The 20791-nt window shown below is 57.9% G+C and carries 15 protein-coding genes, 2 tRNA genes and 3 rRNA genes; 14 read left to right on the top strand and 6 right to left on the bottom strand.

Annotation, left to right across the window (positions count from 1 at the left end; translation table 11 throughout):
• Nucleotides 1-5 precede the first annotated feature (5 nt).
• Nucleotides 6-683, top strand: a complete 678-nt coding sequence (locus KJY40_RS20250; protein ID WP_407681973.1) for a zinc-binding dehydrogenase — start codon at nt 6-8, stop codon at nt 681-683.
• Here the strand turns inward: KJY40_RS20250 and KJY40_RS20245 are convergent.
• Together KJY40_RS20245 and KJY40_RS20240 are read right to left on the bottom strand one after the other, a co-directional pair.
• Complete coding sequence (locus KJY40_RS20245) at nt 680-1270, bottom strand: 2-hydroxychromene-2-carboxylate isomerase (protein WP_230732306.1); 591 nt, start codon at nt 1268-1270, stop codon at nt 680-682. The two genes, KJY40_RS20250 and KJY40_RS20245, sit on opposite strands and share 4 nt — an antisense overlap.
• 33 nt (nt 1271-1303) lie before the next feature.
• Complete coding sequence (locus KJY40_RS20240) at nt 1304-2032, bottom strand: SDR family oxidoreductase (protein ID WP_230732305.1); 729 nt, start codon at nt 2030-2032, stop codon at nt 1304-1306.
• A gap of 91 nt (nt 2033-2123) precedes the next feature.
• Between KJY40_RS20240 and KJY40_RS20235 the strand changes: the two genes are divergently transcribed.
• Nucleotides 2124-2693 (top strand): TetR/AcrR family transcriptional regulator, encoded by a 570-nt coding sequence (locus tag KJY40_RS20235; RefSeq protein WP_230732302.1) that lies wholly within the window; start codon nt 2124-2126, stop codon nt 2691-2693.
• A 10-nt stretch (nt 2694-2703) separates the two neighbouring features.
• On the opposite strand, the gene KJY40_RS20230 is transcribed toward KJY40_RS20235, so the two are convergent.
• Together KJY40_RS20230 and rhtA are read right to left on the bottom strand one after the other, a co-directional pair.
• Entirely contained in the window at nt 2704-2985 is a 282-nt protein-coding gene (locus KJY40_RS20230) for a hypothetical protein (protein WP_230732299.1), read from the bottom strand.
• A 168-nt stretch (nt 2986-3153) separates the two neighbouring features.
• Entirely contained in the window at nt 3154-4041 is an 888-nt protein-coding gene (gene rhtA / locus KJY40_RS20225) for a threonine/homoserine exporter RhtA (protein WP_230732296.1), read from the bottom strand.
• A gap of 603 nt (nt 4042-4644) precedes the next feature.
• Here rhtA and KJY40_RS20220 point away from each other — a divergent pair.
• The 6 genes from KJY40_RS20220 (at nt 4645) to mrdA (ending at nt 11960) form a co-directional block, all read left to right on the top strand.
• Nucleotides 4645-6181: ribosomal RNA gene (locus KJY40_RS20220) — 16S ribosomal RNA — on the top strand.
• An 81-nt stretch (nt 6182-6262) separates the two neighbouring features.
• Nucleotides 6263-6339, top strand: a tRNA-Ile gene (locus tag KJY40_RS20215).
• A gap of 30 nt (nt 6340-6369) precedes the next feature.
• Nucleotides 6370-6445: transfer RNA gene (locus tag KJY40_RS20210), tRNA-Ala, on the top strand.
• Nucleotides 6446-6689: 244 nt separating this feature from the next.
• Nucleotides 6690-9580 (top strand): 23S ribosomal RNA (locus KJY40_RS20205).
• A 157-nt stretch (nt 9581-9737) separates the two neighbouring features.
• Nucleotides 9738-9853, top strand: a 5S ribosomal RNA gene (gene rrf, locus KJY40_RS20200).
• The 16S, 23S and 5S rRNA genes sit together here with 2 tRNA genes alongside, the layout of an rRNA operon.
• A gap of 214 nt (nt 9854-10067) precedes the next feature.
• A complete protein-coding gene (gene mrdA / locus KJY40_RS20195; protein WP_230732294.1) occupies nt 10068-11960 on the top strand; it encodes a penicillin-binding protein 2 in 1893 nt (630 codons plus the stop codon).
• Nucleotides 11961-11973: 13 nt separating this feature from the next.
• Here the strand turns inward: mrdA and KJY40_RS20190 are convergent, their stop codons facing one another.
• The gene (locus tag KJY40_RS20190; RefSeq protein WP_230732292.1) at nt 11974-12933 is read right to left on the bottom strand and encodes a LysR family transcriptional regulator; all 960 of its coding nucleotides are present in this window, start codon (nt 12931-12933) and stop codon (nt 11974-11976) included.
• A 144-nt stretch (nt 12934-13077) separates the two neighbouring features.
• Here KJY40_RS20190 and KJY40_RS20185 point away from each other — a divergent pair, with 144 nt between their 5' ends.
• Genes KJY40_RS20185 through KJY40_RS20175 form a run of 3 tightly spaced genes read left to right on the top strand, consistent with a single transcriptional unit; the run spans nt 13078 to nt 16057 of the window.
• Complete coding sequence (locus KJY40_RS20185) at nt 13078-14379, top strand: MFS transporter (protein WP_230732291.1); 1302 nt, start codon at nt 13078-13080, stop codon at nt 14377-14379.
• Nucleotides 14376-15131 (top strand): class II aldolase/adducin family protein, encoded by a 756-nt coding sequence (locus tag KJY40_RS20180; protein ID WP_230732288.1) that lies wholly within the window; start codon nt 14376-14378, stop codon nt 15129-15131. The genes KJY40_RS20185 and KJY40_RS20180 overlap by 4 nt, the downstream gene beginning before the upstream one ends.
• Nucleotides 15128-16057: a 2-hydroxyacid dehydrogenase gene (locus KJY40_RS20175; RefSeq protein ID WP_230732282.1), complete on the top strand. Its 930-nt coding sequence runs from the start codon at nt 15128-15130 to the stop codon at nt 16055-16057. The genes KJY40_RS20180 and KJY40_RS20175 overlap by 4 nt, the downstream gene beginning before the upstream one ends.
• Here the strand turns inward: KJY40_RS20175 and KJY40_RS20170 are convergent.
• Nucleotides 16051-16986, bottom strand: coding sequence for a LysR family transcriptional regulator (locus KJY40_RS20170; RefSeq protein ID WP_230732280.1), 936 nt, complete (start codon nt 16984-16986; stop codon nt 16051-16053). The two genes, KJY40_RS20175 and KJY40_RS20170, sit on opposite strands and share 7 nt — an antisense overlap.
• A gap of 161 nt (nt 16987-17147) precedes the next feature.
• On the opposite strand from KJY40_RS20170, the gene KJY40_RS20165 reads away from it, so the two are divergent.
• The 3 genes from KJY40_RS20165 to KJY40_RS20155 are packed head-to-tail and all read left to right on the top strand — an operon-like array spanning nt 17148 to nt 20748.
• A complete protein-coding gene (locus tag KJY40_RS20165; RefSeq protein WP_230732278.1) occupies nt 17148-18458 on the top strand; it encodes an MFS transporter in 1311 nt (436 codons plus the stop codon).
• Nucleotides 18459-18480: 22 nt separating this feature from the next.
• The gene (locus tag KJY40_RS20160) at nt 18481-19719 is read left to right on the top strand and encodes a Zn-dependent hydrolase (RefSeq protein ID WP_230732277.1); all 1239 of its coding nucleotides are present in this window, start codon (nt 18481-18483) and stop codon (nt 19717-19719) included.
• A gap of 3 nt (nt 19720-19722) precedes the next feature.
• Nucleotides 19723-20748 carry a histone deacetylase family protein gene (locus tag KJY40_RS20155; protein ID WP_230732276.1) on the top strand — a complete coding sequence of 342 codons (1026 nt, stop codon included), beginning with the start codon at nt 19723-19725 and terminating at the stop codon, nt 20746-20748.
• The last annotated feature ends 43 nt before the right edge of the window (nt 20749-20791 follow it).

Genomic DNA, 20791 nt, shown 5'->3' with positions numbered 1-20791 from the left:
TGATAGTGGATATCGCCAACGGGCCGTTACGCTTGGTTTCCCTTGAACGCCCCGTGGCTGGTGCCGGGCAGGTATTGGTGCGGATCGAGATCACGGCGTGGGAAGGCTTGGTGGATCGGGCTCGGGTGAGTGCGGGGGATAAAGTATTGATTCACGGTGGAGCGGGTGGCGTCGGGCATGTGGCTGTACAACTGGCCCGTGCATTCGGTGCTGAAGTGTACGCAACAGGTTCTGCGGGACAACGCTCGATCATCGAGGGTTACGGCGCGACGTTCATTGATTATCGAGAGGACTCGGTCGAGGACTATGTCGCCGAGTTCACGGCGGGGAGGGGTTCGACATTGTCTATGACACGGTCGGCGGCGAGACGCTGGACGCCTCTTTCAAAGCCGCACGGATCTACAGTGGGCATGTGCTCAGCTGTCTCGGTTGGGGACAGCACAGTCTTGCGCCGTTGTCGTTTCGTGGGGCGACGTATTCGGGAGTGTTCACCTTGGCCGTTACTGACCGGCAGGGGTTGTGAGCATCATGGAGAAATTTTGCGACAGGCTGCCGCTCTGATTGAGTCCGGCTGGCTGCGACCGTTAGTCGATCCGCATCGGTTTACGCTGGAAACTGCCGGGGAGGCCCCTGAGCTGCTGGCAACGAAAGCAGCTCAGGGGCGTGTGGTCGTGGAAATTTAGCGAAGGGCTTCCACCACGAAGTCGAGCCGGTCCTGACCGAAGAACAACTGGTTGTCGATGAACATGCTTGGCGCACCGAAGACGCCGCGTTTCACAGCAGTCTCGGTGTTGTCCTTGAGCGCAGCCTTGACTGCTTCATCGTTGGTCAATGCCAATACCTCTTCAGGATTGAAGCCATGCTCGGTCAGCACGGCGGCAACTGTTGCCGGTTCATCAAGAGCGCGGCCTTCAACCCACAGTGCCTTGAACAGGCAATCGATGAATGCCAGGAAGCGATCGGGATGACGCAGTTGAATGCCGGTGACCGCACGCATCAACATCAGGGTATTGATCGGGAAATGCGGGTTGAATTTCAGGGGCACGCCATAGCGTTTGGCGTAGCGGTCCAGATCCTGAAACATATAGCGACCCTTGGCCGGGATCATTGCTGGCGACGCGTTTCCGGTGGCTTTGAAGACGCCGCCGAGCAACATCGGAATGCAGATCAACTGGCTGCCGGTTTCGGCGCAAATTTTCGGCAGCTGGGTATACGCCAGGTAGGTGGCGGGGCTGCCGAGATCAAAATAGAATTCCACGGTTTTGCTCATGTTCGCTGCACTCTGTTTTTGTTATTGGGGGGATTACCAGCGTTCATTCCACGGACGCAGATCCAGCTCGAACGTCCAGGCGTCCCGTGGCTGGCTATGCAGATACCAGTAGTTCTCGGCGATGTGGTCGGGATTGAGAATACCGTCCTGATCCCTGGTGGCATATTTCTCAGGGAAATTGTCGCGGATGAAATCGGTATCGATGGCGCCGTCGACCACGACGTGGGCGACGTGGATGTTCATCGGGCCAAGCTCTCTGGCCATGCTCTGTGCCAGAGCCCGGATACCGTGCTTGGCTCCGGCAAACGCGGCGAAGCCGGAGGCACCGCGCAATCCGGCAGTCGCGCCGGTGAACAGAATGGTGCCGCGGCTACGGGTCACCATCCGTTTGGCGACTTCCCGGGCATTGAGAAACCCGGAGAAGCAGGCCATTTCCCAGATCTTGAAATACTTGCGGGCGGTTTCTTCGAGGATGCTGCAGGGCACGTTGGCGCCGATGTTGAAAACGAATGCTTCAATCGGACCGAGGCGGGTTTCGATGTCTTCGATCAGTGCAATTACATCTTCTTCCTTGCGCGCATCGCAGGCAAAACCGTGGGCTTCGCCACCGTTCGCCTGAATCGCTTCCACCAATGGCTGCAATTTCTCGGCACTGCGCCGCGTAACGCAAGCGATGAAACCTTCCTTGGCAAAACGCTTGGCAATGGCTCCGCCCGTGGCATCGCCTGCACCGACAACCAATACGACCTTCTTGTTATTCATGGGAGAATCCCTTTGGTAAACGATCGTTAAGTGAACGAACGTTATGCTAGGATTTGCTCAGCGTCAAGGCAGTCCATTGCGAGGGCAAAACATGCGTTACTCCGCCAGTCACAAGCTGGAAACCAAAGAAAAGCTTCTGCAAAGCAGCTCGCTGTCTGCGAAAAAGACCGGGTTTTCATCAATGGGCGTCGACGGCCTGATGAAGGCGATCGGCCTGAGCGGGGCGGCGTTCTACAGTCATTTCTCGTCCAAGGACGCCTTGTTCGCGGCTATCGTCGAGCGAGAGCTGTGCCAGAGTCTTGAACGTTTGGGCGGGCAGGGTACGCAGGATCGCGAACGGCTGGAGCGGTGCCTGAAGCTGTATCTGAACATGGCCCATGTCGAGCAACCTGAGCTGGGCTGCGCATTGCCTGCACTGGGCGCCGAGATAGCGCGGTCGGATATTGTTGTGCGGGAGCAGGCCGAGCTGTGGATTTGCAAGCTTCAGGAAAGTTGGGCGCAGATTCTGGAAAGCGACAGCCTGGCGTGGGCCATTCTGTCGCAATGCGTCGGGGCACTGGTGGTGGCGCGTATGCTGGCGTCACCGAAGATTCAGCAGCGGGTGCTGAAGTCCTGTCATGAAGAGATCGGGCACCAGCTCGCCGCTTCGCGAGTGCAGTAGCGGCGATGGTTTATTTGCAGATGACGATCATGCTGCGGCTGGTATAGCCGGCGGGGTTGAGGCCGAAGGGGTAATCACCCGGCTCTTCCACGGTATCGCCTGATTTTGCGATGACCTTGTAGCCCTTCGGTGCGCAAGAGTTCGCAGCGCTGGCGTAGCACTTGTCCCAAGAGGAGGACAATCCCGAACAGTTGATGTGCAGCCCTTTCTTGCCATGCTTGACCTGGGTCTTCGACGTCGCCGCGCAGCCCGCAATGGCGAGTATGGCGATCAGTATCAAAATTCGTTTCATTACCGTCCTTATGGCGGCCTCGAGTCTGGCGCTCGGGTCTGCCTGTATGCGCTCTCGCTTGACGCGTTCCGATGTCCCTATCCGAAAAAATCCATGTCTGGCATTGGGTTGCGAGGCTAAACATGGCCTAAATGAGCGCCAAATGCCAGACCTTCGTTCAATCCCCTTTCAATCCGCCGCGATGGCGGGTTTGGCAGTGCTGCCCATGGTCATGGTTGCACCGACGGAGGCCAGAATAATGCACAGGATCGCCATCCATTGTGACAAAGAAAGGTATTCCTGAAGGAATAGCAGGCCCGACAGCGCGCCGAAGGCCGGTTCGATGCTCATCAGCGTGCCGAAAGTGCGGGCGGGCATGCGGGTGAGGGCGACCATTTCCAGTGTGTAGGGAAGGGCAGTGGACAGGATCGCCACGCCGATAGCGATCGGGATCAATGCGGGAGTCAGCAATGCGCTGCCAGCGTGGACGATACCGATGGGGGCGACGAACAGGGCTGCGATCATCACGCCAAGTGCCGCGGTGGTTACGCCGTTATCGGCGCCGGCCTTCTGACCGAACAGAATGTATAGCGCCCAGCAAACACCGGCTCCCAGTGCATAGCCTGCACCGACCAGATCGATACCTGCTGTCGTAGCGCCGGTTGGTATCAACAGCAACAAGCCGATGGCAGCCAGGGCGATCCAGAGAAAGTCGATCGCGCGACGCGAGGCATAGATGGCGACTGCCAGCGGTCCGGTGAACTCCAGGGCAACAGCGATGCCGAGCGGAACAGTGCGTAACGACATATAGAAGAGGAAGTTCATACCTCCTAGCGCCATTCCATAGACAATCACTGTGCGCAGTGATTTGGCTGTCAGCTTCGCTCTCCAGGGTTTGAGCAATAACAGCATGATCACGCTGGCGAAGATCAGGCGCAGGGTTGTAGTGCCTTGAGCGCCAACGATGGGGAACATGCTTTTAGCCAGCGAAGCGCCAGACTGGATCGATGCCATGGCTATTAATAGCAGGCCAACCGGGAAGAGGGTTGAGGCAAGGCGGCGAGGCTGGTCGTTCATTGCGTGGCGTCATCCGGGGAAGGAGCTGAGGTGTGTTGGGCAATATAGTGCGCACTCACTGCGTTCGCGTCTATATAGAAGCGGTCTTTTTCCCTCTCTTGATAGAAAATTCAAATTAAGGGTTGACGGCAGATTCTGAGTCTCTATAATTCGCCCCACTTCCGGCGCAGTCGAAACGGAAAACTCCTTGAGATTCAATGGGTTAAGTAGTTTTCGGCAGTGCAGGGCTTCAGTGTATCGAGGTTTGGAAGTGGCTGAAAAAGAGGTGTTGACAGCAGCGTGTAACGCTGTAGAATTCGCCTCCCGCTAACGAGAGATCGGAAGCGCAAGTGGTTGAAGTTGTTGAAGAAATCTTCGAAAGCTTCTGAAAATAATCACTTGACAGCAAATGAGGCTGCTGTAGAATGCGCGCCTCGGTTGAGACGAAAGATCTTAACCAGCCGCTCTTTAACAACTGAATCAAGCAATTCGTGTGGGTGCTTGTGGAGTCAGACTGATAGTCAACAAGATTATCAGCATCACAAGTTACTCCGCGAGAAATCAAAGATGTAACCAACGATTGCTGAGCCAAGTTTAGGGTTTCTTAAAAACCCAAAGATGTTTGAACTGAAGAGTTTGATCATGGCTCAGATTGAACGCTGGCGGCAGGCCTAACACATGCAAGTCGAGCGGATGAAGGGAGCTTGCTCCTGGATTCAGCGGCGGACGGGTGAGTAATGCCTAGGAATCTGCCTGGTAGTGGGGGACAACGTTTCGAAAGGAACGCTAATACCGCATACGTCCTACGGGAGAAAGCAGGGGACCTTCGGGCCTTGCGCTATCAGATGAGCCTAGGTCGGATTAGCTAGTTGGTGAGGTAATGGCTCACCAAGGCGACGATCCGTAACTGGTCTGAGAGGATGATCAGTCACACTGGAACTGAGACACGGTCCAGACTCCTACGGGAGGCAGCAGTGGGGAATATTGGACAATGGGCGAAAGCCTGATCCAGCCATGCCGCGTGTGTGAAGAAGGTCTTCGGATTGTAAAGCACTTTAAGTTGGGAGGAAGGGTTGTAGATTAATACTCTGCAATTTTGACGTTACCGACAGAATAAGCACCGGCTAACTCTGTGCCAGCAGCCGCGGTAATACAGAGGGTGCAAGCGTTAATCGGAATTACTGGGCGTAAAGCGCGCGTAGGTGGTTCGTTAAGTTGGATGTGAAATCCCCGGGCTCAACCTGGGAACTGCATCCAAAACTGGCGAGCTAGAGTATGGTAGAGGGTGGTGGAATTTCCTGTGTAGCGGTGAAATGCGTAGATATAGGAAGGAACACCAGTGGCGAAGGCGACCACCTGGACTGATACTGACACTGAGGTGCGAAAGCGTGGGGAGCAAACAGGATTAGATACCCTGGTAGTCCACGCCGTAAACGATGTCAACTAGCCGTTGGGAGCCTTGAGCTCTTAGTGGCGCAGCTAACGCATTAAGTTGACCGCCTGGGGAGTACGGCCGCAAGGTTAAAACTCAAATGAATTGACGGGGGCCCGCACAAGCGGTGGAGCATGTGGTTTAATTCGAAGCAACGCGAAGAACCTTACCAGGCCTTGACATCCAATGAACTTTCCAGAGATGGATTGGTGCCTTCGGGAACATTGAGACAGGTGCTGCATGGCTGTCGTCAGCTCGTGTCGTGAGATGTTGGGTTAAGTCCCGTAACGAGCGCAACCCTTGTCCTTAGTTACCAGCACGTTATGGTGGGCACTCTAAGGAGACTGCCGGTGACAAACCGGAGGAAGGTGGGGATGACGTCAAGTCATCATGGCCCTTACGGCCTGGGCTACACACGTGCTACAATGGTCGGTACAAAGGGTTGCCAAGCCGCGAGGTGGAGCTAATCCCATAAAACCGATCGTAGTCCGGATCGCAGTCTGCAACTCGACTGCGTGAAGTCGGAATCGCTAGTAATCGCGAATCAGAATGTCGCGGTGAATACGTTCCCGGGCCTTGTACACACCGCCCGTCACACCATGGGAGTGGGTTGCACCAGAAGTAGCTAGTCTAACCTTCGGGAGGACGGTTACCACGGTGTGATTCATGACTGGGGTGAAGTCGTAACAAGGTAGCCGTAGGGGAACCTGCGGCTGGATCACCTCCTTAATCGACGACATCAGCTGCTCCATAAGTTCCCACACGAATTGCTTGATTCATTGAAGAAGACGAAAGAAGCAGCCCGAAATTGGGTCTGTAGCTCAGTTGGTTAGAGCGCACCCCTGATAAGGGTGAGGTCGGCAGTTCGAATCTGCCCAGACCCACCAATTTTGTGTGGGAAACGCCTGTAGAAATACGGGGCCATAGCTCAGCTGGGAGAGCGCCTGCCTTGCACGCAGGAGGTCAGCGGTTCGATCCCGCTTGGCTCCACCACTACTGCTTCTGAAGTAAGAGCTTAGAAATGAGCATTCCATCGCTGTGATGGTGAATGTTGATTTCTAGTCTTTGACTGGTTCGTTCTTTAAAAATTTGGGTATGTGATAGAAAGATAGACTGAGATCCACTTTCACTGGTGGTGATCAGGCTAAGGTAAAATTTGTGAGTTCTCTTAATTGAGAAATTCGAATTTTCGGCGAATGTCGTCTTCACAGTATAACCAGATTGCTTGGGGTTATATGGTCAAGTGAAGAAGCGCATACGGTGGATGCCTTGGCAGTCAGAGGCGATGAAAGACGTGGTAGCCTGCGAAAAGCTTCGGGGAGTCGGCAAACAGACTTTGATCCGGAGATGTCTGAATGGGGGAACCCAGCCATCACAAGATGGTTATCTTGTACTGAATACATAGGTGCAAGAGGCGAACCAGGGGAACTGAAACATCTAAGTACCCTGAGGAAAAGAAATCAACCGAGATTCCCTTAGTAGTGGCGAGCGAACGGGGACTAGCCCTTAAGTGGCTTTGAGATTAGCGGAACGCTCTGGAAAGTGCGGCCATAGTGGGTGATAGCCCTGTACGCGAAAATCTCTTAGTCATGAAATCGAGTAGGACGGAGCACGAGAAACTTTGTCTGAATATGGGGGGACCATCCTCCAAGGCTAAATACTACTGACTGACCGATAGTGAACTAGTACCGTGAGGGAAAGGCGAAAAGAACCCCGGAGAGGGGAGTGAAATAGATCCTGAAACCGTATGCGTACAAGCAGTGGGAGCAGACTTTGTTCTGTGACTGCGTACCTTTTGTATAATGGGTCAGCGACTTATTTTCAGTGGCGAGCTTAACCGAATAGGGGAGGCGTAGCGAAAGCGAGTCTTAATAGGGCGTCTAGTCGCTGGGAATAGACCCGAAACCGGGCGATCTATCCATGGGCAGGTTGAAGGTTAGGTAACACTGACTGGAGGACCGAACCGACTACCGTTGAAAAGTTAGCGGATGACCTGTGGATCGGAGTGAAAGGCTAATCAAGCTCGGAGATAGCTGGTTCTCCTCGAAAGCTATTTAGGTAGCGCCTCATGTATCACTGTAGGGGGTAGAGCACTGTTTCGGCTAGGGGGTCATCCCGACTTACCAAACCGATGCAAACTCCGAATACCTACAAGTGCCGAGCATGGGAGACACACGGCGGGTGCTAACGTCCGTCGTGAAAAGGGAAACAACCCAGACCGTCAGCTAAGGTCCCAAAGTTATGGTTAAGTGGGAAACGATGTGGGAAGGCTTAGACAGCTAGGAGGTTGGCTTAGAAGCAGCCACCCTTTAAAGAAAGCGTAATAGCTCACTAGTCGAGTCGGCCTGCGCGGAAGATGTAACGGGGCTCAAACCATACACCGAAGCTACGGGTATCACGTAAGTGATGCGGTAGAGGAGCGTTCTGTAAGCCTGTGAAGGTGAGTTGAGAAGCTTGCTGGAGGTATCAGAAGTGCGAATGCTGACATGAGTAACGACAATGGGTGTGAAAAACACCCACGCCGAAAGACCAAGGTTTCCTGCGCAACGTTAATCGACGCAGGGTTAGTCGGTCCCTAAGGCGAGGCTGAAAAGCGTAGTCGATGGAAAACAGGTTAATATTCCTGTACTTCTGGTTATTGCGATGGAGGGACGGAGAAGGCTAGGCCAGCTTGGCGTTGGTTGTCCAAGTTTAAGGTGGTAGGCTGGAATCTTAGGTAAATCCGGGATTCTAAGGCCGAGAGCTGATGACGAGTTGCCTTTAGGCGACGAAGTGGTTGATGCCATGCTTCCAAGAAAAGCTTCTAAGCTTCAGATAACCAGGAACCGTACCCCAAACCGACACAGGTGGTTGGGTAGAGAATACCAAGGCGCTTGAGAGAACTCGGGTGAAGGAACTAGGCAAAATGGCACCGTAACTTCGGGAGAAGGTGCGCCGGTGAGGGTGAAGCACTTGCTGCGTAAGCTCACGCCGGTCGAAGATACCAGGCCGCTGCGACTGTTTATTAAAAACACAGCACTCTGCAAACACGAAAGTGGACGTATAGGGTGTGACGCCTGCCCGGTGCCGGAAGGTTAATTGATGGGGTTAGCTAACGCGAAGCTCTTGATCGAAGCCCCGGTAAACGGCGGCCGTAACTATAACGGTCCTAAGGTAGCGAAATTCCTTGTCGGGTAAGTTCCGACCTGCACGAATGGCGTAACGATGGCGGCGCTGTCTCCACCCGAGACTCAGTGAAATTGAAATCGCTGTGAAGATGCAGTGTATCCGCGGCTAGACGGAAAGACCCCGTGAACCTTTACTATAGCTTTGCACTGGACTTTGAATTTGCTTGTGTAGGATAGGTGGGAGGCTTTGAAGCGTGGACGCCAGTTCGCGTGGAGCCATCCTTGAAATACCACCCTGGCAACTTTGAGGTTCTAACTCAGGTCCGTTATCCGGATCGAGGACAGTGTATGGTGGGTAGTTTGACTGGGGCGGTCTCCTCCTAAAGAGTAACGGAGGAGTACGAAGGTGCGCTCAGACCGGTCGGAAATCGGTCGTAGAGTATAAAGGCAAAAGCGCGCTTGACTGCGAGACAGACACGTCGAGCAGGTACGAAAGTAGGTCTTAGTGATCCGGTGGTTCTGTATGGAAGGGCCATCGCTCAACGGATAAAAGGTACTCCGGGGATAACAGGCTGATACCGCCCAAGAGTTCATATCGACGGCGGTGTTTGGCACCTCGATGTCGGCTCATCACATCCTGGGGCTGAAGCCGGTCCCAAGGGTATGGCTGTTCGCCATTTAAAGTGGTACGCGAGCTGGGTTTAGAACGTCGTGAGACAGTTCGGTCCCTATCTGCCGTGGACGTTTGAGATTTGAGAGGGGCTGCTCCTAGTACGAGAGGACCGGAGTGGACGAACCTCTGGTGTTCCGGTTGTCACGCCAGTGGCATTGCCGGGTAGCTATGTTCGGGAAAGATAACCGCTGAAAGCATCTAAGCGGGAAACTTGCCTCAAGATGAGATCTCACTGGAACCTTGAGTTCCCTGAAGGGCCGTCGAAGACTACGACGTTGATAGGTTGGGTGTGTAAGCGCTGTGAGGCGTTGAGCTAACCAATACTAATTGCCCGTGAGGCTTGACCATATAACACCCAAGCAATCTGTAGACTCGAAAGAGACCAGATTGCGGTGTGTGAAGACGAAAATGAACCGAAAGTTCGACGCTCACAAAACACCGAAAGCTGTCACATACCCAATTTGCTGAAGCGAGGCCATCCGGCCACGACTCAGTACCCGAATTTCTTGACGACCATAGAGCGTTGGAACCACCTGATCCCATCCCGAACTCAGAAGTGAAACGATGCATCGCCGATGGTAGTGTGGGGTTTCCCCATGTGAGAGTAGGTCATCGTCAAGATTAAATTCCGAAACCCCAATTGCGAAAGCAGTTGGGGTTTTGTTTTGTCCGCAGGAAAGTGCCTGGAAAAACCTCCAGCCGTAGCGATCGCAACCATTGGGGAAATCCCTCTGAAATGACCGCTCGGTTTTTGGTATGGTGCAGCTCGTTTTTTAACGGACTGATGTCACGCCCAAGGAACGGCGCTCATTTTTGTCAAAGAGTGGCTGCAGAAATGCCTGAACCCATCCCCATCAAGGATCACGAAAAAGAGACGCGACTGGTCAACAAACGCCTGATCGCCTGTGCCTTGTTCGTCTTCGCCGTCAGTTGCGCCTTGGTTGTGCGCCTGTACATCCTGCAAGTCGTCGAGTTTGACTACCACTCGACTATCTCCGAAAACAACCGCGTCCATGTCTTGCCGATCCCGCCGACTCGCGGCCTGATTTACGATCGCAACGGCGTGTTGCTGGCCGACAACCGTCCCAGCTACAACCTGACCATCACCCGCGAACGCGCGACTGACGTCAACCAGGAACTGGATGAAGTCATCAACCTTCTGCACCTGCCCGCCGAAGACCGCACCGTCTTCGATAAAGCCATGAAGCAGTCGCGCCATCCATTTACACCCGTAACGCTGTTCTACGAGCTGACCGAAGAACAGATCGCCGTGCTGGCAGTCAACGAATTTCGCCTGCCGGGCCTGGATGTCGAGCCGCAATTCGTTCGTAACTACCCACTGGGCGCGCACTTCGCACACTCGATCGGCTACGTCGGCCGCATCAACGAGAAAGAAGCCAAGACCCTCGATTCCGTTGAATACCGCGGCACCCAATCCATCGGCAAGACCGGTATCGAACGCTTTTACGAGCCGCAGCTGCACGGCCACGTCGGTTACGAGGAAGTAGAGACCAACGCTCAGGGCCGCGTACTGCGCGTGCTGAAACACACCGATCCGATACCAGGCAAAAACATCGTCCTCAGCCTCGATATCAAGCTCCAGGAAGCCGCCGAAGCCGCACTGGGCGACCGTCGCGGCTCGGTTGTTGCACTGGACCCATCGACCGGCGAAGTGCTGGCCATGGTCAGCAACCCGAGCTTCGACCCCAACCTGTTCGTGACCGGTATCAGCTCCAAGGAATATTCCGCGCTGCGCGATTCCATCGACCGTCCGCTGTTCAACCGCGTGCTGCGCGGTTTGTATGCACCCGGTTCGACGATCAAGCCGGAAGTGGCCATCGCTGGCCTCGACGCCGGTGTCGTCACGCCACAAACCCGCGTCTTCGATCCGGGCTATTACCAACTACCGGACTTCGATCACAAATACCGCAACTGGAACCACAGCGGCGACGGCTGGGTGGACATGGACGCAGCGATCATGCGTTCCAACGACACCTACTTCTACGACCTGGCGCACAAGCTCGGCATTGATCGCCTGCACGATTACATGGCGATGTTCGGCCTCGGCGAGAAAGTCTCGCTCGACATGTTTGAAGAGTCGCCTGGTCTGATGCCGTCCCAAGCCTGGAAGCGTGCGACGCGCCGGCAAGCCTGGTTCCCCGGCGAAACCGTGATCCTTGGTATCGGTCAGGGCTACATGCAGGTCACGCCGCTGCAACTGGCTCAAGCCACCGCACTGATTGCCAACAAGGGCATCTGGAATCGTCCGCACCTGGCCAAGACTGTCGACGGTGTGGCGCCGGTGGACGAACACCCGATGCCGAACATCCTGCTCAAGGATCCGCGTGACTGGGAGCAGGTCAACCACGGCATGCAGATGGTGATGCACGATGCCCGAGGCATTGCTCGTGCGGCGGCGGCCGGTGCGCAATACCGCATCGCCGGAAAGAGCGGAACGGCGCAAGTGGTGGCGATCAAGCAGGGCGAGCGCTACAACCGCGAGAAAACCCTCGAACGTCACCGTGACAACGCCTTGTTCGTCGGCTTTGCGCCTGCCGAGCATCCGAAAATAGCGATCTCGGTGATGATCGAAAACGGCGAGGCCGGTGGCCGAGTCGCAGGTCCCGTGGTGCGGCAGATCATGGACGCCTGGCTACTCGACCAGGACGGTCACCTCAAGCCGCAATACGCGGCGCCGACCAAAGCGCCGGGCGATCCCCACGTGTAACCCGGTCACAGCTTCACAGCACAGGCTCACGCAAGCTGAGCATGTGCTGGAAGCTGTCGAGGAACACCGTTTCCGCCTGAGTCATCTTCTGCTCGCGATTCCACAGCAGCTGGATATCGAAATCCACCACCCCATCCTCCGGCGGCAAGCGCCACAGCAAGCCCTGTTCGACATCCCGTCGTACCAGGTGAGTCGGCAGACAGCCAATCCCGAACCCTGCACAGATCAGACGATAAATCTCTTCGAAACTGGTGGAAGAGGCGACGATCTTGCCGGTAAAGCCCTGCTGGTCACGAAACAGCGTCAGTGGCGAAAGATTGCCGCCGAGCTGATCGCTGGTGAAGCTGACAAAGTTCTCCGCCGCCAGTTGCTCCAGCGTCAGATTCTGCTGCCCGAACAGTCGATGCCGCTGCCCGCAAAAGTACGCGTAGCGCTCACGAAACAATACCCGTTGTTCCAGCCTGGGCTGTGGTAGACGACATAATCCCACTCCCACCGTAGCGGTCTTTTGCAGCAGCGAACTGATGATGTTCGAGCTGCCCATCACCTCGACTTCCAGCTCGATTTTCGGGTGAGTTTCGTGGAAGTCAGCAAGAAACTCATCGTAATGCCGCGCCTGCACACCACTGACAGTGAGGATACGGATCTTGCCCACGACATCGTCATGGCGGTTCTCGACCACGGTGCCCAAACGGGAAATATCGCCGTAGATATCCGCCGCAATCCGCAGGACTTCTTCCCCGGTTTCCGTCAGATCAAAGCGCCGTCCGCTGCGCGCAATCAATACACAATCCAATTGCTCCTCGAGACGTTTCAACGCCTGGCTGACCGCCGACTGCGTGATGTGCAATCGCGCAGCGGCGCGACTCATGCTGCCTTCCTGACCGATCACCAGATAGGTGCGCAGCAGGTTCCAGTCCAGCCGGTCGTTGAGGAAACGCCGGCCGACCCAGGGATTCGCGGAAGAAGTCATGTAGTAGTCACGCTAATAGTAAAGATAAGTTTTTGAAAATTGACTAATCCTGTCACGGAAGCGATAAAGCCCACAAGCGCCACAGAGCGCGACCGTCAGCCGCCTCGACACCTGCCCAAAACTATAAATACACAGGGTTCTTGCATGCACACCACCGCTCAGCCGCGTCGCGCCGCGGCCGCTGCCTTCATTGGCACGACCATCGAGTTCTACGATTTCTATATCTACGCCACCGCCGCCGCACTGGTGCTCGGGCAAGTGTTCTTTCCCAGCAGCGATCCGGTGACCAGCACGCTCGCCGCGTTCGGCAGTTTCGCCGTCGGCTTCATCGCTCGTCCGATGGCGGGTATGGTGTTCGGCCATTTGGGCGACCGCCTCGGTCGCAAGAAAATGCTGCTGGTGACCATGGCACTGATGGGGCTGGCCACCGCTGGAATAGGTCTGTTGCCAAGCTACGCCAGCGTCGGCATCTGGGCGCCCATCGGACTGATCGTGTTGCGCCTGATCCAGGGCATCTCCGTCGGCGGCGAGTGGGGCGGGGCAGTATTGATGGCCAGCGAACATGCACCGGCCAAGCGCAAGACTTTCTATGCCTCGTTCGCCCAGCTCGGCAGCCCGGCGGGCTTGCTGCTGGCACTGATCGCGTTTCGTCTGGTGACGTCGCTGTCGCCGGAAGACTTCCTCGCCTGGGGCTGGCGTCTGCCGTTTCTCGCCAGCGGCGTGCTGATGATGGTCGGTCTGATGATCCGTTCCGGTGTGCACGAATCGCCGGAATTTGCCAAGGCCAAGGACAACAACGAAACCGCCAAATACCCGGTGAAAGACGTGATCCGTCAGTGCTGGCGGCAGATCCTGTTCGCGGCTGCCGCAGTCACCATCGGCTCGGCCGGCTTCTTCTTCACCAACACCTTCATGATCACCTACGTCACTCAATATCAGGGCATCCCAAGGGCGACCATTCTCGACTGCCTGTTTCTGGTGACGATCATTCAACTGCTGTCGCAGCCGTTGTCGGCGCTGCTCGCCGAGCGCATCGGCGAAGGGCGATTCCTGATGCTGGTGGCGTTGCTGTGCATGGTCACGCCGTACCCGATGTTCCTGCTGGTCGGCACTCAGAACATCCTGCTGATGACCCTCGGCATCGCCGTCGCGGTGGTGATTCTCTCGGCCTTGTACGCGGTGATCGCCGGGTACATGACCCAGGCCTTCCCGGTTCACCTGCGGTACTCGGGCATTTCCATCGCTTACCAGTTGAGCTGCGCGTTGGCCGGCGGCACCACGCCGCTGATCGGCACGCTGCTGGCCAGCAAGTTTTCCGGGCAGTGGTTGCCATTGGCGGTGTTCTTCACGCTGCTGTCGGCCCTGTCTCTGATCGGTGTCTGTGGCCCCGCACGTCTGCGGGCCAACCCGGTCGTCCTTCATACCAACAAAGAGGTGTATTCGTGAGTAAGCCCGTTCACATTGACCCGATCGAATGGCAAGCCCGCTGCGAGCTCGCGGCGCTGTACCGCTTGATCGCGCACTTTCGCATGACCGACCTGATCGACACCCACATCACCCTGCGGATTCCGGGGCCGGAGCATCATTTCCTGATCAACCGCTACGGCGTGATCTTCGACCGCATGCGCGCCTCCGATCTGGTGCGCATCGATCAGGACGGGCGCATCGTCGACCCTGAATATGCCGGGCATCGTGTCAACGCCGCCGGCTTCGTGATCCACTCGGCAATCCACATGGCGCGGCCGGATCTGAACTGCGTCATCCATACCCACACCGCCGCCGGCATGGCTGTCGCGGCGCAGAAGCAAGGCCTGCTGCCGATCAGTCAGCACGCGTTGAAGTTCTACGGAAAACTTGCTTATCACACCTACGAAGGCATCGCCTTGTCGCTGGATGAGCGCGAGCGTTTGATCGCCGATCTCGGCCCGCACCGGGCGATGATCCTGCGTAATCACGGCTTGCTGGTTGGAGGTTCGAGCGTGGCCCAGGCATTCCAGGAAATTCACTTTCTGGAGCGCGCCTGTCAGGCCCAGGTACAAGCGTTGGCCGGCGGTTGCGAGTTGCATTTCCCGTCGCCGGAAGTCTGCGCCCACACCGCCGAACAGTTCGACCGCGATGAGCAGGACAACATCATCGACTTGGCCTGGGAGGCCGCACTGACCCTGATCGAATCCCAGCGCGAGTCCTATCTGTCATGAACACCGTTGCACTGATGTCCCGCGACACGCTGTTGCTCAAACAATTGCAGGAAGCCTTTGCCCGCCGCGCGCCGCAGCTTTCGGCGGTGCTGGCCGACGATCCTCGGGCGGCGAATGCGCAGATCGCGGCGTGCTGGTTTCCACTGCCGGGCAGCCTTGCCGCGTTGCCCAATCTGCAAGTGATTCATTCGGTGGCCGCCGGAATTGATCACCTGGAACACGATCCTTCATGCCCGGATCTGCCAGTGTGCCGGGTGGTCGATCCAGGTCATCGGCAAGGCATGACCGAATACGTGCGTTGGGCGGTAATTCACTTTCATCGCGGTTTCGATCAAGTGCTGGAGCAACAGCGCCAACAGCATTGGGAACGACCGCTGCAACGCCCGGCGCATGAGTTCCGGATCGGTGTGATGGGCCTCGGCTCGCTCGGCAGCGCGATCGCCCAAGACCTGGCCAGCGCCGGTTACGACGTGCGTGGCTGGGCGCGCAGCAGCAAGGATTTATCGGGCGTGCAGACCTTCGCGGGCTCTGACGCCTTCAATCCATTCCTCGACGGCGTGGAGTTGCTGATCAATCTTTTGCCGCTTACCCATGAGACTCGCGGCATCCTCAATCGCCAGACGTTCGAGCACTTGGCCAACGGTGCGGCACTGGTCAACGTCGGGCGCGGCGGGCACCTGAATATCGAGGATCTGCAACAGGCGCTGGCCCGGGGAAAACTGCGCGGTGCGCTGCTCGATGTCTTCGAACAGGAACCGCTGCCCGCCGATCATTCGCTGTGGAAAACCTCGGGCGTGACCATCACCCCGCACATGGCTTCGGCGGCGTCTCATGACTGCATCGCCGAACAAATCGCCGAGAACTTCCGCCGCCTGAATGCCGGTGAACCGCTGCTCAACAGCGCGGATCGACTGCTCGGTTACTGATCCGCCAGGCAGGCCTGCAAACGTTCGATGAACAGCGTCTCGGCGCGGCTCATGCGCTGCTCGCGGTTCCACAGCAGATGAATGTCGACATCGGCAATCCCCTCGTGGGGCGGCAGGCGCCAGAGCAATCCGGCCTCGACGTCCGCTGCCACCACGTGTTCCGGCAAGCAACCGATACCGAACCCGGCGATCACCAGTCGTCGCACTTCTTCCAGGCTCGGCGATGACGCAACGATGCGTCCGCTGAAGCCCTGTTGATCGCGAAAAATCGTCAGCGGCGAGAGCATCCCGCCAATCTGGTCGCTGGTGAAACTGACGAAATTCTCCCGCTGCAAATCGCCTTCGCCGATGTCCTGTCGGCAGAACAACGCGTGGTGTTTGCCGCAGAAAAACGCATAGCGCTGACGCAGAAACAGACGCTGTTCCAGACGCGGTTGCGGGCGGCGATTGAGGCTCAGGCCGAGGGTCGCGGTTTTCTCCTGAAGCGCGCTGACGATGTCCGAACTGCGCATCACATCCACCTCCAGATCCACCCTTGGATACTGCCGATGAAAGTCAGCGAGGAAGTCATCGAAGCGCTCGGAAAAGATCCGGCTGATGATCAGAAGTCGCACCTTGCCGATCACTTCGTCAGCCGGTTGCTCCAGCAGGCTGCTGACCTGGGACATCTGCCCGTAGATCTCGCCGGCCAGTTCGAAGATCTGCTCGCCGACTTCGGTGAGGGCAAAGCGCGGGCCGCGCCGGGCGATCAACTGGCGACCCAGTTGTTCCTCAAGACGCTTGAGCGCCTGGCTCACCGCCGGTTGGGTCAGGTGCAGACGCGCGGCGGCACGGCTGATGCTCAGCTCCTGGCCGATCACCCGAAAGGTGCGCAGCAGGTTCCAGTCGAGGCGGTCGTTGAGCAGGCGTTGCACATCACGTTCGGCCATGGCGGCTCTCTATTATAAGGTGGGGTAATACTCGGAATAATAAATAGAAAATTGACTAATCATAGCCCCGGGACGATAAATCACCCTACGACAGGCGCCGCCAGAGCGCCTCGGATTTACGTTTTCCTCCTGCCAAAAAAACAATCAAAGGAGCCCGACCCATGAAGCCCCACGCTTCGAACCAGCCGCGCCGTGCGGCGGCCGCAGCCTTCATCGGCACCATGATCGAGTGGTACGACTTTTACATCTACGCCACCGCCGCCGCCCTGGTGTTCGGCGCGCTGTTCTTTCCCTCCGACGATCCGCTGTTCAGCACCATGGCCGCGTTCGGCACCTTCGCCGTGGGCTTCTTTGCCCGGCCGTTGGGCGGGATCATTTTCGGCCATATTGGCGACCGTATCGGCCGCAAGAAATCGCTGATCATCACGCTGTTGATGATGGGCGTGGTCACAGTGTGCATCGGTCTGCTGCCGACCTATGCGCAGATCGGCGCAACCGCGCCGGTGCTGCTGATTCTGCTGCGCATCGTCCAGGGCATCGCCGTGGGTGGCGAGTGGGGCGGGGCGGTGTTGATGGCCGGCGAGCATGCGCCGAAGGGCCGGCGCAATTTCTTCGCTTCGTTCGCGCAACTGGGCAGTCCGGCGGGTTTGATCCTGTCGCTGCTGGCCTTCAGTGCGGTGACCCGTTTGCCGGAAGAAGATCTGATGAGCTGGGGCTGGCGTCTGCCGTTCCTCGCCAGTGCGCTGTTGCTGCTGGTGGGCCTGGCGATCCGATTGGGTGTGAACGAGTCGCCGGAATTCCTCGCCAGCCGTGAGCAGGCCACTAAACAGATCAAGAAAGAACAGGCGCCGGTAATGGAAGTCCTGCGCACTGCGTGGCGTCCGCTGTTGCTGTGTATCGGGGCCAACACGCTGGGCATTGCCGGGGTGTATTTCACCAACACCTTCATGATCGCCTACACCACTCAGCAACTGGCGCTGCCGCGTTCGCTGATTCTTGAGTGCCTGTTCTTCGTCGCGATCATCCAGTTCTGCATTCAACCGCTGGCGGCGTGGACGGCGGAGAAAGTCGGCGCGACGCGTTTCCTGTGTCTCGTGTCGTTGCTGGCGATGGCCTCGCCGTATCCGATGTTCGTGCTGGTCAGCTCGGCCCAGGCGCCGCTGATCATCCTTGGCATCGCGCTGGCGGTGGTGTGCATGGCCTCGTTCTACGCGGTGATCGCGGGGTACGTCAGTGGCATGTTCGAGACCCGCGTGCGCTACACCGCGATCTCGCTGGCCTATCAGATTTGCGGCGCGGTGGCCGGTGGTTTGACGCCGCTGATCGGCACGATGCTCGCGCACAAGTTCACCGGGCAGTGGTGGCCGATGGCGGTGTTCTACAGCCTGATCGCCGGCATTTCGCTGGTCTGCGTGCTGTCCCTTGCCCGTCGTCACGCCAGTGTCCATCGCGCGGAAATGGCCCGTGCCTAACCCGGAGTTTCAGGAGAACCTCATGTTGAAAATCAATGGCGAACGCCTGTGGGCGAGCCTGATGGCCATGGCCGAAATCGGTGCGACAGCCCGAGGCGGCAGCTGCCGTCTGGCGCTGAGCGATGAAGACAAGGCCGGTCGCGAACTGTTCGCCCACTGGTGCCGCGAAGCCGGCATGACCCTGAGTGTGGACGCCATCGGCAACCTGTTCGCCCGCCGCGCCGGCAGCGATCCGGACGCCGCGCCGGTGATGATGGGCAGCCACCTCGACACCCAGCCCGAAGGCGGGCGATTCGATGGCGTCTACGGCGTGCTAGCCGGGCTGGAAGTGGTGCGTTGCCTCAACGACCAGAACATCCAGACCCGCAAACCGCTGGAAGTGGCGGTGTGGACCAACGAAGAAGGCGCACGCTTCACCCCGGCCATGTTCGGCTCGGCAGTGTTCACCGGGATCATGGATCTGAACGCCGCGCTGGCGGTGCGTGATGTCGATGGCATCAGCGTTGCCGAGGCGTTGCAGCGTACCGGTTACGCCGGTGAACGTCCGTTGGGCGGCGCGGTGGATGCGTATTTTGAAGCGCACATCGAGCAAGGCCCGATCCTCGAAGACAACGCCAAAAGCATCGGCGTGGTCACGGGCGGACAGGCGATCCGCTGGCTCGACGTGCGCGTGGAAGGCATGGCCGCCCACGCCGGCACCACGCCGATGCCGCTGCGCAAAGATGCGCTGTACGGTGTGGCGCGGATGATTCAGGCGATTGAAGGTCTGGCGGCGGATTTTGCCCCCGAAGGCCTGACCACGGTTGGCGAGTTGAGCATCAACAAGTCCTCGCGCAACACCATTCCGGGGCTGGTGAATTTCACCGTCGATCTGCGTCATCACCGCGACGACGCCATTGCCGCCATGGAGCAACAAGTCCGCGCCCGGTTGCAGGCCATCGCCGATGGCCGAGGCCTGAACCTGAGAATCACCCCGCACTGGATCTGCCCGGCCACACCGTTCGACGCCGAGTGCGTGGCGGCGGTGCAAGAAGCGGTGGATGCGCTGGGCTACGCTCAGCAGTCGATTGTCAGCGGCGCCGGACATGACGCGATTCATCTTGCGCGCTACTGCCCGACGGCGATGGTGTTCATCCCGTGCGTTGGCGGCCTGAGCCACAACGAAGCCGAAGATGTGTTGCCCGAAGACGTGAAGCAGGGCAGCGACGTATTGCTCAACGCCGTGCTGGCCCGCGCCGGTCGTATCGAACAGGGAGTCTGAACCATGCGCAGTTTTTTCCACCCCGAACAATTGCTCCACCATCCACGCAGCTATTACTCGCGCGGGCAGATGCGTACGCCGCAGGAAGTCCCGGAGCGTGCACAACGTCTGGTGCAGGCCGCCCACGGTTTGGGCTTCAGTGTCGAGCAACCCGCCGATGCCGGCCTCGCACCGTTGCTGGCGGTACACGGTGCGCCGTATCTGACGTTCCTTCAGGAAGCCCACGCACGCTGGAAGGAAATCCCTGAAGACTGGGGCGACGAGGTGATGTCGAACATCTTCGTCCGCGAGCCCAATGCCTTGCGCGGTATCCTCGCCCAGGCGGCGCGCTATCTGGCGGACGGCAGTTGCCCGGTCGGCGAGCAGACCTGGCGCTCGGCCTACTGGTCGGCGCAAAGCGCAGTGGCCGGGGCTCAGGCGCTGATCGATGGTGAGCCGGCAGCCTACGCACTGTGCCGCCCGCCGGGACATCATGCCCGGGCCGAAGCGGCGGGCGGTTTCTGCTACGTGAACAACGCGGCGGTGGCGGCCCAGGTGCTGCGCGACAAGTTTGAAAAAGTCGCGATGCTCGACACCGACATGCACCACGGTCAGGGCATTCAGGAGATTTTCTACGACCGCGATGACGTGCTCTACGTCTCGGTGCATGGCGATCCGACCAACTTCTATCCGGGTGTCGCCGGGTTTGCCGACGAACGTGGCAGCGGCGCGGGGGAGGGCTTCAACCTCAACTTGCCTATGGCTCACGGTTCAAGCGAGGCGGATTTCCTCGGGCAACTGGAAGTCGCTTTGGCTGCAGTGCGCGAGTTCGGCGCCGAGGTGCTGGTGCTGTCGTTGGGCTTCGATATCTATGAACTGGACCCGCAAAGCAAAGTCGCCGTGACCCGCGAGGGCTTTGCAGCATTGGGTGAGCGCATTCGCAGTCTGGGCCTGCCATGCCTGATCGTGCAGGAAGGCGGTTATCACCTGGAAAGTCTCGAAGACAACGCCCGGGCATTTTTCGTGAATGGCGAGGTGTGGCAGCGCTGAGGCAATCCACCTGACGAAGCGCCCTTTGGTGCTTGCCATCGCC

The organism is Pseudomonas fitomaticsae (assembly GCF_021018765.1).
Lineage (GTDB): Bacteria > Pseudomonadota > Gammaproteobacteria > Pseudomonadales > Pseudomonadaceae > Aquipseudomonas > Aquipseudomonas fitomaticsae.
Note: the sequence above shows the minus strand (reverse complement) of the source record. Positions and strands in the feature narration are given on the sequence as shown.

Bases quoted from the DNA above. Each gene is read 5' to 3' on its own strand.
- KJY40_RS20235 (WP_230732302.1), top strand. From the start codon at position 2,124: ATGCGTTACTCCGCCAGTCACAAGCTGGAAACCAAAGAAAAGCTTCTG.
- KJY40_RS20245 (WP_230732306.1), bottom strand. From the start codon at position 1,270: ATGAGCAAAACCGTGGAATTCTATTTTGATCTCGGCAGCCCCGCCACC.
- rhtA (WP_230732296.1), bottom strand. From the start codon at position 4,041: ATGAACGACCAGCCTCGCCGCCTTGCCTCAACCCTCTTCCCGGTTGGC.
- KJY40_RS20160 (WP_230732277.1), top strand. From the start codon at position 18,481: ATGTTGAAAATCAATGGCGAACGCCTGTGGGCGAGCCTGATGGCCATG.
- KJY40_RS20170 (WP_230732280.1), bottom strand. From the start codon at position 16,986: ATGGCCGAACGTGATGTGCAACGCCTGCTCAACGACCGCCTCGACTGG.
- KJY40_RS20165 (WP_230732278.1), top strand. From the start codon at position 17,148: ATGAAGCCCCACGCTTCGAACCAGCCGCGCCGTGCGGCGGCCGCAGCC.
- KJY40_RS20190 (WP_230732292.1), bottom strand. From the start codon at position 12,933: ATGACTTCTTCCGCGAATCCCTGGGTCGGCCGGCGTTTCCTCAACGAC.
- KJY40_RS20230 (WP_230732299.1), bottom strand. From the start codon at position 2,985: ATGAAACGAATTTTGATACTGATCGCCATACTCGCCATTGCGGGCTGC.
- KJY40_RS20240 (WP_230732305.1), bottom strand. From the start codon at position 2,032: ATGAATAACAAGAAGGTCGTATTGGTTGTCGGTGCAGGCGATGCCACG.
- KJY40_RS20175 (WP_230732282.1), top strand. From the start codon at position 15,128: ATGAACACCGTTGCACTGATGTCCCGCGACACGCTGTTGCTCAAACAA.
- KJY40_RS20155 (WP_230732276.1), top strand. From the start codon at position 19,723: ATGCGCAGTTTTTTCCACCCCGAACAATTGCTCCACCATCCACGCAGC.
- mrdA (WP_230732294.1), top strand. From the start codon at position 10,068: ATGCCTGAACCCATCCCCATCAAGGATCACGAAAAAGAGACGCGACTG.
- KJY40_RS20185 (WP_230732291.1), top strand. From the start codon at position 13,078: ATGCACACCACCGCTCAGCCGCGTCGCGCCGCGGCCGCTGCCTTCATT.